We start from the raw sequence: 12,120 nt of genomic DNA on the forward strand, positions 1-12,120 counted from the left end.
CGAAACGCCCGCCGGTAGGATCCGACGGGCAAAAGGGATGTCTTAAACCGTGGTGCCAGCTTTTTTAAGCTCAGCGTCTTTCAAGGTCATGATTCGTTCGGCCGCTTTTTCCATCGCGTCATACCGACGCTCTATTACGCCTAAGCGTCCCCCGGTACTGGGAGATGTTGACGACTCGATGTGAGGTTTGAAAATAACCCCGTTGTCCTCAGCCACTTGCCTCATATGGGTTTCTGAAACGCTCAGTAACTGCTCCAGGTTAGTCAAGCGTGCCCCACGCTCCTTGGGCCAGGCGTCGCCGATGGCAAGCCGGTCTGCGGTGCTGCCCGACGCCAGCGTCATGACGACATTGGCAAACTCCAGCACCACTTTCTCTACCCGATCCAGATGGCGCGTGGCTCCCGGCGCAGGCTCATCGGGTGCGGGTGGCGCAACGGTTTGCGGCATGGGCTTCTGATCGGGCTGTGCAACGCCGGGCAAATGCGGTGGCGGTGGCGCCACTGGCGACGGCACGTATTGGCCCTTGATCGCTTCCCCCGCGGCCACGGACCCGGCATACGCCCCCACATTGATCGGCGCGCTGACCATACCATTGACGCCTGCATTGATGAACGCGTCCTTGACCGTCTTGCTGGTAGAGGGTGATGTAGAAATAACGCCCGCTTTGACCAGCCTGTCGGCATCCAACAGTCGCTGGGTGACATCGGCCATGCTGACCTTGGGTGAATCGTCCTGTTTCACAGGGGCGGTCCCACCGCGGGGGGGCGTCTGAGGCCCCTTGGTCAGCACGTCCTTGAGTCTACCTGCGGTTGACTGGCTTGAACTGCCCGCGGTCGCACTGGCACCAGGGGTTTCGTGGCTTGTCGTCGGCTTTTTCCCACCCGCCGTGGTTTGGGGCCGGGTGGGCGAGGGACTGACCGGAGCAGGCGGCACTCTGGGCGATGGCGTGGGCGGCACGTGAGGCGTGGGGCGGGATCCTCCCCCGAACCGCCGTCCAAAAATTCCACGCTTGATGCGCACCTTCGGCGTTTGATCAGTCTCCTGCGCAGACAACTGCGTGCCAGGCTCAGGCTGAGTGGGGTCCATCGGTTCGCCCCAGCCCGCGGTTAAGGGTTGCGGTTGGGACGTGAGCGTAACGTCAAGTTGAACAGGGAGTTGTAGCACAGGAGTCGTTATTGGACTTGTAATGTTCATGTGTTGTCACCCTAGAAGTTTCAAACAACTGTGATTAAGGGCACGTGATGCTCTGCCCTTATTCCATCAGTGCTTAAAACAACGTGCAGCGTTCCGGGGCGACGTGAGTACATGGCGCGATAAAAAACCTTAAAGCCTGTGCGACAAAACTTGAGCCATCGGCAATAACTGAGTTATTCCGACAGGTGTCGCACTCCCTTAATGGGTGGAGTCCCTTGAGATTCCATGTTTGCGTAACTTGCGGTACAGCGTATTGCGACTGACCCCCAACTGTTCAGCCACATGGCTCATATGCCAGCGCTGCTGCGCCAACGCACCGAGTAATGCCTGACGCTCGGCGCTTTCCAGTGGCAAGGCGTACGGCGCATCCACCCTCGCCCCCAGCGGCTGCGCCTGACGAATCAATGCCGGCAAGTCGTCAAGCCCGACTCGGCCGTCCTCACAGAGCGCCACCACCGTGCGCAACACCGTACGCAACTGTCGCAGGTTGCCGGGCCAGGGGAATGCCAACAAAGCCTGGCGCGCCGACTCGTCTAGCATCACCTGTTCGGTGCCGGCCTCTTGGGCCAAGAGGAAGTCCAACAATTGCGCCTTGTCAGTGCGTTCGCGCAACGGCGGCAGGGCGACTTCCAAGCCGCTCAAGCGGTAATACAGGTCTTCGCGAAAGCTGCCATCGGCCACACGCTCCAACAAATTACGGTGCGTCGCGCTGATGATGCGCAGGTTCACGGCTTGAGGTTCGCCGCCGATAGGCACCACCAGGCGATCCTCCAGCACCCTTAACAAGCGGGTTTGCAGCGCCAGTGGCATATCGCCGATTTCGTCGAGAAACAGCGTACCGCCGTCGGCCTGTTGCAGCTTGCCGCGCATGCCTTCTTTAAGGGCGCCGGTGAAACTGCCGGCGCGATAGCCAAACAACTCGCACTCGATCAGGTTTTCCGGAATGGCCGCACAGTTCAGCGCGACAAAGGCCTTGTCGCCTCGCTGGCTGGCCTGGTGCACGGCCTTGGCGAAAGCCTCTTTACCGCAGCCGGTTTCGCCGTTGATCAGCAAGGGCACGTCGCGTTCGAATACTCGCGAGGCCTTGCGCAGCTCATTTTGCAACGCCGGATCGCCCAGGCAAATACCCAGTGGGCGTGGCGCCTGCGGCTTGACGACCGGGGCCGGCGTACTGCGGGGCTGGCCTCGCAGCGCTGCAAATAGAGGCCGACCATCGCGGCTACGCAGCGGCCAACTGGCCGTGGCATTCGCGCTGGCCCGCCCTAGCAACTGATCCAGGGAACAGTCGAAAAACGCGTCCACCGGCTGACCCACCAAGCCGCCGCGTAGCTGCCCCAACAGGTTCAGGGCGCTCTGGTTCACCGCACAAATGCGCCCTTCGCCATCGAACGCCAGCAAGCCTTCGCTGAACAACCCGACCGACTCAGCCTGCAGGTGAAAACGCAGCAGCCAATGGTGTTCGAAGTGGCGCAGGAAGTAGCAACTTTCGATCATCTTGGCCGACAGGTTCACCAGCGCCATGGTGTGGAACTGGCTCTGGCGCGACACGGCTTCGCGGGCCGAGGACACATCCAGCACCGCCAGCAATTCACCGTGAGGGTCGAACACCGGGCTCGCCGAACACGTCAGCCCGGTATGGCGGCCGCGAAAATGCTCGTCACGGTGGATGGTCAGGGATTGACGCTCCACCAGGCAGGTGCCGATGCCATTGGTGCCTTCGCAGGCTTCACTCCAGTCGGCGCCCAGCCACAGCCCGGCGCGTTCGAAAATCTTGCGCTCGGACGGCGCGGTGACACAGTTGAGGATCACCCCCCGGGCATCGGTGAGCAGCACCGCATGACCGGCCCCCGAGAGTTGCTGGTGCAGGCTGTTCATTTCGTTGCCGGCGATATGCAGCACCTGGCGCAGGCGTTCGCGGCTTTCCAGCAGGCGGCCATGCTCAAGCACGGTGGGCGCAACGGTCAGCGCGGGGTCGAGGTGGTAGTCCTCAACGCAACGCAGCCAGGAACGGGCGATGGAGGGATCGCTACCCGGCCCTTGAAGCGGCTCTTGCCCCCGGGTGACGGTGAGAACCTGCTGGGCATGGCGACTGAAATGATCGTTGTGCATGTTCTTATTATTCTCCCTGCGTGAGAGCGCCCAGCATCCACCAGCCATCCGGCCATTGCAATCCCGGGCCGACCCATCGGTCACAGGCTGTACCGTTTGCGGTACAAACTGTCACCCCTCCTGTATCGCCCCGGCCACATTCATGCCTTGTAAACAAAACCAAACCCTTGATTTACCTGGCCTGCACGCACTGGCCCAACCTTTGCTCTACGCTTTATAACGCGCTTGCAGCGCTGTACTCCGATAAACATAAAAGCAGGAGATGCCCACCATGCGTTATGCACACCCCGGTACCGAAGGCGCCATCGTTTCGTTCAAGGCCAAGTACGGCAACTACATCGGCGGCGAGTTCGTTGCGCCGGTCGATGGCAACTACTTCTCCAACACCTCGCCGGTCAACGGCAAACCTATCGCCGACTTCCCGCGTTCCACCGCCAAAGACATCGACAAGGCTCTGGACGCCGCCCACGCCGCCGCTGACGCCTGGGGCAAAACCAGCGCCCAGGACCGCTCGCTGGTACTGCTGAAAATCGCCGACCGTATCGAGCAGAACCTCGAACTGCTGGCTATCACCGAAACCTGGGACAACGGCAAGGCCGTGCGTGAAACCCTCAATGCCGACATTCCCCTGGCCGCCGACCACTTCCGCTACTTCGCAGGCTGCATTCGCGCCCAGGAAGGCAGCAGCGCCGAAATCAACGAACTCACTGCCGCCTATCACTTCCACGAACCACTGGGCGTGGTCGGCCAGATCATCCCGTGGAACTTCCCGCTGCTGATGGCCGCCTGGAAACTTGCCCCGGCCCTGGCCGCCGGCAACTGCGTGGTGCTCAAGCCCGCCGAGCAAACCCCGCTGGGCATCAGCGTACTGATGGAACTGATCGGCGACCTGTTGCCGCCAGGCGTACTGAACGTGGTGCATGGTTTCGGCAAGGAAGCCGGCGAAGCCCTGGCGACCAGCAAACGTATCGCCAAGATAGCCTTCACCGGCTCTACCCCGGTGGGCTCGCACATCATGCATGCGGCGGCCGAGAACATCATTCCGTCTACCGTTGAGCTGGGAGGCAAGTCGCCGAATATCTTCTTCGCCGACATCATGAAAGCGGAACCTGCATTCATCGAAAAAGCTGCCGAAGGCCTGGTGCTGGCGTTCTTCAACCAAGGCGAAGTGTGCACCTGCCCATCCCGCGCCCTGGTGGAGGAGTCGATCTACGACGACTTCATGAAAGTGGTGATGAAGAAGGTCGAGTCGATCAAGCGCGGCGATCCGCTGGACACCGACACCATGGTCGGCGCCCAAGCGTCCGAGCAGCAATTTGACAAGATCCTGTCCTACCTGGAAATCGCCAAGGGCGAAGGCGCGCAACTGCTGACTGGCGGCAAGGTTGAAAAGCTAACTGGCGATCTGGCCACCGGCTATTACATCCAGCCGACCCTGCTCAAGGGCACCAACGACATGCGTGTGTTCCAGGAAGAAATCTTCGGCCCGGTGGTGAGCATCACCACTTTCAAGGACGAAGCCGAAGCCCTGGCGATTGCCAACGACACCGAGTTCGGCCTGGGCGCCGGCCTGTGGACCCGCGACATCAACCGCGCTTACCGCATGGGCCGCGCGATCAAGGCCGGTCGCGTGTGGACCAACTGCTACCACCTGTACCCGGCGCACGCCGCGTTTGGCGGTTACAAGAAGTCTGGCGTAGGGCGCGAAACCCACAAGATGATGTTGGATCACTACCAGCAGACCAAGAACCTGCTGGTGAGCTACGACATTAATCCGTTGGGCTTTTTCTAACCCCACACCCCCTCCCACCTTTGAAATGCAATCAAGGGTGGGAGGGGGCTTGCTCCCGATCGGGGAGTGTCAGTGCAAGTATGAGTCACTGACCCACTGCTATCGGGAGCAAGCCCCCTCCCACATTTGGATCTTCATAAGTACTTGCGATGCGCATTCGGCACACACCGGCCGAGTTGAAAACAATAAGAATGGAAGGTACTTCCCATGCCCAGCGAACCCACGAGTTCTTCGGTCGACTTCGAAAAAGTCGGCACCGATTACTTTCAACAACGAGAATTGAAAAAAGGCGCTGCCGGCTGGGTGCTGTTAGTCGGCCTTGGCGTCGCCTACGTCATCTCCGGCGACTACGCAGGCTGGAACTTCGGCCTGGCCCAGGGTGGCTGGGGCGGCATGTTCCTCGCCACATTGCTCATGGCTACCATGTACCTGTGCATGTGCTTCTCCCTGGCCGAACTGTCTTCGATGATCCCCACCGCCGGCGGTGGCTACGGTTTTGCCCGCAGCGCCTTTGGCCCTTGGGGCGGGTTCCTCACCGGCACCGCGATCCTGATCGAGTACGCCATCGCCCCCGCCGCAATTGCGGTGTTTATCGGCGCTTACTGCGAGTCGCTGTTCGGCATTGGCGGCTGGATGATCTACCTGGCGTTCTACATCATCTTTATCGGCATCCATATTTTTGGTGTCGGCGAAGCCTTGAAGCTGATGTTTGTCATCACCGCCGTCGCCGCGATCGCTTTGGGCGTATTCCTGGTGTCGATGGTGCCGCACTTCAACGTCGCCAACCTGCTGGATATTCCGGTGACCGAGGCCAAAGGCGCCAGCAGCTTCCTGCCGTTCGGCTATGTGGGCGTGTGGGCGGCGATCCCTTATGCGATCTGGTTTTTCCTCGCAGTAGAAGGCGTGCCCCTGGCCGCTGAAGAAACCAAGAACCCCAAGCGCGACCTGCCCCGTGGGCTGATCGGCGCGATTGTGGTGCTGACCAGTTTTGCCCTGTTGATCCTGGTTATCGCGCCGGGCGGTGCAGGCACGTATGCGCTGATCAAATCCGGCAACCCGTTGGTGGAAGCCCTGGCGCTGTCCTACGGCGGTTCGACCTGGATGGGCAGCTTCGTCAACCTGATTGGCCTGGCCGGTTTGATCGCAAGCTTTTTCTCGATTATCTACGCCTACTCGCGGCAGATTTTTGCCTTGTCGCGCGCTGGCTACCTGCCGCGCAAATTGTCCGAGACCAACAAGAGCAAGGCGCCAGTACTGGCATTGGTGATTCCCGGGATTATCGGTTTCGGCCTGTCGCTGACCGGCCAGGGCGATTTGCTGATATTGGTGGCGGTGTTTGGCGCAACGATTTCCTACGTGCTGATGATGGCTGCGCACATCACCCTGCGCATCCGCCGCCCTAAAATGGAGCGCCCGTACCGCACGCCGGGCGGCATCTTCACCTCGGGCGTGGCGCTGGTACTGGCCTGCGTGGCCGTGGTAGCAGGCTTTTTGGTTGACCCACGCGTGGTGATTGGCGCGGCGGTCATCTATGGAGTATTAATTGCTTACTTTGCTTTCTACAGCCGGCATCACTTGGTAGCAGGCACGCCCGAAGAAGAATTCGCGGCGATCCAGGCCGCAGAGGCCGCCCTGCACTAAGTGCCGTAAACCTCGGCGCGGGCGCCTGCTCGCGTCGTCAAGGAGACACTGTATGGCAAGTTTTTCCCACGCGGTGGGTGCACACACCTATCGCTTCGACAGCCTCAAGGATCTGATGGCCAAAGCCAGCCCGGCGCGCTCCGGCGACTTCCTGGCCGGTGTCGCTGCGCAAAATGATGGCGAACGGGTCGCCGCCCAGATGGCGCTGGCAAATACACCCCTGAAGCACTTCCTGGAAGAAGTGCTGATTCCCTATGAAAGCGACGAAGTCACCCGGCTGATCATCGACACCCACGACAAACAGGCCTTTGCCACGGTGAGCCATCTCACCGTCGGTGGCCTGCGCGACTGGCTGCTCAGTGACGCGGCTGATGAACAATCCCTACGCGCACTGGCGCCGGGGCTGACACCGGAAATGGCGGCAGCCGTGTCCAAAATCATGCGCGTACAGGACCTGGTGCTGGTGGCACAGAAGATCCGCGTGGTCACCCAGTTTCGCGGCACCATGGGCCTGCGCGGGCGCTTGTCCACGCGCTTGCAGCCTAACCACCCCACCGACGAACCAGCAGGCATTGCCGCGAGTATTCTCGACGGCCTGCTCTACGGCAACGGCGACGCCATGATCGGCATCAACCCGGCCACCGACAGCATCGCCTCGATCTGCGCCATGCTGGAGATGCTCGACGCGATCATCCAGCGCTACGAAATCCCCACCCAGGCCTGCGTACTCACCCACGTCACCACCTCCATCGAGGCGATCAACCGTGGCGTGCCGCTGGACCTGGTGTTCCAGTCGATCGCCGGCACCGAGGCCGCCAACGCCAGTTTCGGCATCAGCCTGAGCGTGCTGCAGGAAGGTTACGAAGCCGGCCTGAGCCTCAAGCGCGGCACCCTGGGGCAAAACCTGATGTATTTCGAAACCGGCCAGGGCAGTGCGCTGTCGGCCAATGCGCACTTTGGGGTCGACCAGCAAACCTGTGAAACCCGTGCCTACGCCGTGGCCCGGCACTTCAAGCCGTTCCTGGTCAATACCGTGGTCGGTTTTATCGGCCCGGAGTACCTGTACAACGGCAAGCAGATCATCCGCGCCGGTCTGGAAGACCACTTCTGCGGCAAGCTGCTCGGCGTACCCATGGGCTGTGATATCTGCTACACCAACCACGCCGAAGCCGACCAGGACGACATGGACACACTGTTGACCCTGCTCGGCGTTGCCGGCATCAACTTCATCATGGGCATCCCCGGCTCCGACGACATCATGCTCAACTACCAGACCACCTCGTTCCACGACGCCTTGTACGCCCGGCAAACATTGGGTTTAAAACCGGCGCCGGAGTTTGAACAGTGGCTGGCGAAAATGGGCATCTTCACGCAAGAAGGCGGCAAAGTGCACTTCGGCAACAGCCTGCCACCGGCGTTTCGCCACGCTCTGGCGCAACTGGGATGAAGGAGCCGACCGTGCAACCAGAATTGCCTGACAACCCGTGGCTGGAATTACGCCGCCTGACCCCGGCGCGCATCGCCCTGGGCCGCACCGGCACCAGCATTCCTACCAGTGCCCAGCTGGACTTCCAGTTTGCCCACGCCCAGGCGCGGGATGCGGTGCACCTGCCCTTCGACCATGCCGCGCTCAGCGGCCAATTGGCCGAACGTGGCCGCGACAGCCTGTTGCTGCGCAGCGCCGCCACGGACCGGCATATGTACCTGCAACGCCCGGACCTTGGGCGACGCTTGAGCGATGAGTCGGCCCAAACCTTGCGCGACTACGCTTCGGCGCATCCGGGTGGCGTGGATTTGGCCATCGTGGTGGCCGATGGCCTGTCGGCATTGGCGGTGCATAAGCATACGGCTCCGTTTCTGACGCGCCTGGAGGAACAGACCCACGCCGAAGGCTGGTCCTTGTCACCGGTGATACTGGTGGAACAAGGCCGCGTGGCAGTGGCCGATGAAATCGGGCAATTACTCGGCGCCAAAATGGTGGTGATCCTGATCGGCGAACGGCCGGGGCTCAGCTCGCCGGACAGCCTGGGCCTGTATTTCACCTACAACCCCAAGGTGGGCCTCACCGATGCGTATCGCAATTGCATTTCCAATGTGCGGCTGGAAGGCTTGAGCTATGGCATGGCGGCCCATCGCCTGTTGTACTTGATGCGCGAGGCGTGTCGCCGGCAACTGTCGGGGGTCAACCTCAAGGATGAGGCACAGGTTCAGACGCTTGAATCCGACGACCCGGACTTGATGAAGGGCAATTTCCTGCTCAGCCCACCGAGTGACCGATAGCGGCACGATTGCGCTTTTTTGCCGCATTAGGCAGCATCAAGTCACGGCCGCTCGCGTGGTCATACCCCATTTGGAAGTTGAGGCCTGGCATGCGGATTACTCAAGCGACCCTGGAACACCTGGACCTGTTGACCCCGTTGTTCGTCAAATACCGCGAGTTTTACGGGGCCCTGCCATTCCCGGATTCATCCCGGGCCTTCCTGGAAAAGCGCCTGCGACGCAAGGAATCGGTGATCTACCTGGCCCTGGCCGATGATGATGACAAGCGACTGCTGGGCTTTTGCCAGCTGTATCCGAGCTTTTCCTCGTTGTCGCTGAAACGGGTGTGGATCCTCAATGATATCTATGTAGCCGAGGATGCCCGCCGGCAACTGGTGGCGGACAACCTGATGCGCACGGCCAAGAAGATGGCCAAGGAAACCCAGGCCGTACGATTGCGGGTATCCACCAGCAGCGACAATGAAGTGGCGCAGAAGACCTATGAGTCCATAGGCTTTCGTGAAGACACCGAGTTCAAGAACTACGTGCTGCCGATCAACGAAGACTGACCCCTAATCCCCCAAACACTGTAGATCTCTTGTGGGAGGGGGCTTGCTCCCGATGGCGGGGTGTCAGTTAACGAATTTGTCCCTGACCCACCGCAATCGGGAGCAAGCCCCCTCCCACAAAAAACCAAGCCAACCGCTTCACACTTTCACGACACTCCCCGCTACAAAAGCCACACGCTTTTCACCATTCAATCCGTATAATGCGGACCTCTCAAGGTTGTAAGAACCACGACATACACTTGTAGCCTTATTACCCGTCGTCCCCGCACTGGCCCGCTGAGCCGGGCCATTCACACAGGTGCCATCCATGGATTTCAACCCGCTTGACCTTATCCTGCATCTCGACGTTTACCTCGACATGCTGGTAACCAACTACGGTCCGTGGATCTACGCCATTCTGTTCCTGGTGATTTTTTGCGAGACCGGCCTGGTGGTCATGCCATTCCTGCCGGGTGATTCATTGCTGTTTATCGCTGGCGCCGTAGCGGCTGGCGGCGGTATGGACCCAGTGCTGCTGGCCGGCCTGCTGATGCTGGCGGCGATCCTCGGCGACAGCACCAACTACGTCATAGGACGAACGGCTGGCGAACGCTTGTTCAGCAACCCCAACTCGAAGATCTTCCGCCGCGACTACCTGCAAAAGACCCACGATTTCTACGACAAGCACGGTGGCAAGACCGTGACCCTGGCGCGCTTTCTGCCGATCCTGCGCACTTTCGCGCCGTTCGTCGCCGGCGTGGCCAAAATGCCCTACCCGCGCTTCTTCGGGTTCAGCGTACTCGGCACCATCCTCTGGGTCGGTGGCCTGGTGACCCTGGGCTACTTCTTCGGCAACGTGCCCTTCATCAAGAAAAACCTATCGCTGCTGGTGGTGTTCATCATTCTGTTGTCCCTGGTGCCAATGATCATTGGCGTGGTGCGCAGCCGCTTTGGCCGCACGTCCTCCGAAGCCAACCCACACTGATTGCCCATGTGGTCCCTAAGCGCCTGGCGTCGCCGGCGCCTGCTGGCCAAGCACCCGATTGCCGATGACACCTGGCAACGGGTGCGCCACCACCTGACCTTCCTCGACGGCATCAGCGCCGAGCAAGACCAGTGGCTGCGCGAAGCCTGCGTGATCTTCCTCGCCGAAAAACACCTCACCGCCCTGCCCGGCGTCGACCTGCACCAGGAACAACGCCTGCTGCTCGCCGCCCAGGCGCAATTGCCGCTGATGAACCTGGGCGACCTCGACTGGTATCAGGGCTTTCATGAAATCGTGCTGTACCCCGACGACTTCCTCAGCCCGCAGCGCCATCGCGATGCCAGCGGCGTGGAGCACGAGTGGGACGGCGAACACAGCGGCGAAGCCTGGCAACAAGGCCCGGTAATCCTCGCCTGGCCTGGGGTGCTCGCCAGTGGCCAATGGGAAGGCTACAACCTGGTCATCCATGAACTGGCGCACAAGCTCGACATGCTCAACGGCGACGCCAACGGCCTGCCACCGCTGCACCACGACATGCGCGTGCAGGAATGGGCCAGCGTGATGCAAAGCGCCTTCGACGACCTCAATCGCCAACTGGACGCCAACCCGGAGGCCGACACCGAGATCGACCCTTACGCGGCGGAAAACCCAGCCGAATTCTTTGCCGTCACCAGCGAGTACTTTTTCAGCGCACCGGATTTACTGGTCAACCGTTATCCACAGGTGTACGCCCAACTCAGCCGCTTCTACCGCCAGGACCCACTGGCGCGCCTGACCCAACTGCAAGCCGGCGACCCACGTTATCAGCCGCAAGGCGAATGACCGTACGACGCTTGGCGCATGGCATCGGCGTCAGAATATGCCTATAATCGCCGCCACTTTTAGGCCAATCCGGCCATGTCATATGGCCAACTAACGGGGGCAACGCCCAATGAGCTACAGCAAGATTCCGGCTGGCAAAGACCTGCCGAACGACATCTACGTCGCCATCGAAATTCCGGCCAACCACGCGCCGATCAAATACGAAATCGACAAAGACAGCGACTGCCTGTTCGTTGACCGTTTCATGGCCACCCCGATGTTCTACCCGGCCAACTACGGTTTCATCCCCAACACCCTGGCTGACGACGGCGACCCCCTCGACGTGCTGGTCGTGACCCCTTACCCGGTTACCCCAGGCTCGGTTATCCGCGCACGTCCAGTCGGCATCCTGAACATGACCGACGACGGCGGCGGCGATGCCAAAGTCATCGCAGTGCCACACGACAAGCTGTCCCAGCTGTACGTGGACGTGAAGGAATACACCGACCTGCCGCCACTGCTGCTGGAACAGATCAAGCACTTCTTCGAGAACTACAAAGACCTCGAAAAAGGCAAATGGGTGAAGATCGACGGTTGGGGCAACGCAGAAGCCGCCCGCGCCGAGATCATGAAGTCGGTTGCCGCCTACAAAGGCTGATACCCGCACCTCATTGCTTCGGCAAATAAAAAAGCCCCGTTAGTTCGGGGCTTTTTTATGGGCAAAATTAAACATCAAGTTCAATGTTTATTTTATGCTGTTTATATAAGTTGTACGCCTGAAAGATCGAGCC

The 12,120-nt window shown here is 60.5% G+C and carries 10 protein-coding genes; 8 read left to right on the forward strand and 2 right to left on the reverse strand.

The annotated features are described in order from the left end of the window. Window positions 1-42: 42 nt before the first annotated feature. On the reverse strand, window positions 43-741 hold the full coding sequence (locus LJX92_RS23525; RefSeq protein WP_228309020.1) for a hypothetical protein: 699 nt from the start codon (window positions 739-741) through the stop codon (window positions 43-45). Window positions 742-1,392: 651 nt separating this feature from the next. Next, window positions 1,393-3,303 (reverse strand): sigma-54-dependent Fis family transcriptional regulator, encoded by a 1,911-nt coding sequence (locus LJX92_RS23530; RefSeq protein WP_228309021.1) that lies wholly within the window; start codon window positions 3,301-3,303, stop codon window positions 1,393-1,395. A 271-nt stretch (window positions 3,304-3,574) separates the two neighbouring features. Here LJX92_RS23530 and LJX92_RS23535 point away from each other — a divergent pair, with 271 nt between their 5' ends. The 8 genes from LJX92_RS23535 to ppa all read left to right on the forward strand — a co-directional run bounded on the left by LJX92_RS23535 (window position 3,575) and on the right by ppa (window position 11,987). Then, window positions 3,575-5,095 (forward strand): aldehyde dehydrogenase family protein, encoded by a 1,521-nt coding sequence (locus LJX92_RS23535; protein WP_005791797.1) that lies wholly within the window; start codon window positions 3,575-3,577, stop codon window positions 5,093-5,095. A gap of 207 nt (window positions 5,096-5,302) precedes the next feature. Then, on the forward strand, window positions 5,303-6,736 hold the full coding sequence (gene eat / locus LJX92_RS23540; RefSeq protein ID WP_103734866.1) for an ethanolamine permease: 1,434 nt from the start codon (window positions 5,303-5,305) through the stop codon (window positions 6,734-6,736). Between the two features lie 52 nt (window positions 6,737-6,788). Next, on the forward strand, window positions 6,789-8,183 hold the full coding sequence (locus LJX92_RS23545) for an ethanolamine ammonia-lyase subunit EutB (protein ID WP_032879276.1): 1,395 nt from the start codon (window positions 6,789-6,791) through the stop codon (window positions 8,181-8,183). Continuing rightward, window positions 8,180-9,016: an ethanolamine ammonia-lyase subunit EutC gene (gene eutC / locus LJX92_RS23550; RefSeq protein WP_228309022.1), complete on the forward strand. Its 837-nt coding sequence runs from the start codon at window positions 8,180-8,182 to the stop codon at window positions 9,014-9,016. Before LJX92_RS23545 ends, eutC begins: the two co-directional genes overlap by 4 nt. Window positions 9,017-9,105: 89 nt before the next feature. Further along, a complete protein-coding gene (locus tag LJX92_RS23555; RefSeq protein WP_005791806.1) occupies window positions 9,106-9,564 on the forward strand; it encodes a GNAT family N-acetyltransferase in 459 nt (152 codons plus the stop codon). Between the two features lie 307 nt (window positions 9,565-9,871). Further along, window positions 9,872-10,528, forward strand: coding sequence for a DedA family protein (locus LJX92_RS23560; protein WP_003194521.1), 657 nt, complete (start codon window positions 9,872-9,874; stop codon window positions 10,526-10,528). 6 nt (window positions 10,529-10,534) lie between these two features. Then, window positions 10,535-11,350 carry a zinc-dependent peptidase gene (locus LJX92_RS23565; protein WP_005791808.1) on the forward strand — a complete coding sequence of 272 codons (816 nt, stop codon included), beginning with the start codon at window positions 10,535-10,537 and terminating at the stop codon, window positions 11,348-11,350. Between the two features lie 109 nt (window positions 11,351-11,459). Next, window positions 11,460-11,987, forward strand: coding sequence for an inorganic diphosphatase (ppa, locus tag LJX92_RS23570; protein ID WP_005791810.1), 528 nt, complete (start codon window positions 11,460-11,462; stop codon window positions 11,985-11,987). Window positions 11,988-12,120: the final 133 nt, after the last annotated feature.

This window comes from Pseudomonas sp. HN8-3 (assembly GCF_020790195.1).
Lineage (GTDB): Bacteria > Pseudomonadota > Gammaproteobacteria > Pseudomonadales > Pseudomonadaceae > Aquipseudomonas > Aquipseudomonas synxantha_A.

Bases quoted from the DNA above. Each gene is read 5' to 3' on its own strand.
- ppa (WP_005791810.1), top strand. From the start codon at position 11,460: ATGAGCTACAGCAAGATTCCGGCTGGCAAAGACCTGCCGAACGACATC.
- eutC (WP_228309022.1), top strand. From the start codon at position 8,180: ATGAAGGAGCCGACCGTGCAACCAGAATTGCCTGACAACCCGTGGCTG.
- LJX92_RS23545 (WP_032879276.1), top strand. From the start codon at position 6,789: ATGGCAAGTTTTTCCCACGCGGTGGGTGCACACACCTATCGCTTCGAC.
- LJX92_RS23560 (WP_003194521.1), top strand. From the start codon at position 9,872: ATGGATTTCAACCCGCTTGACCTTATCCTGCATCTCGACGTTTACCTC.
- LJX92_RS23565 (WP_005791808.1), top strand. From the start codon at position 10,535: ATGTGGTCCCTAAGCGCCTGGCGTCGCCGGCGCCTGCTGGCCAAGCAC.
- LJX92_RS23530 (WP_228309021.1), bottom strand. From the start codon at position 3,303: ATGCACAACGATCATTTCAGTCGCCATGCCCAGCAGGTTCTCACCGTC.
- eat (WP_103734866.1), top strand. From the start codon at position 5,303: ATGCCCAGCGAACCCACGAGTTCTTCGGTCGACTTCGAAAAAGTCGGC.
- LJX92_RS23535 (WP_005791797.1), top strand. From the start codon at position 3,575: ATGCGTTATGCACACCCCGGTACCGAAGGCGCCATCGTTTCGTTCAAG.
- LJX92_RS23555 (WP_005791806.1), top strand. From the start codon at position 9,106: ATGCGGATTACTCAAGCGACCCTGGAACACCTGGACCTGTTGACCCCG.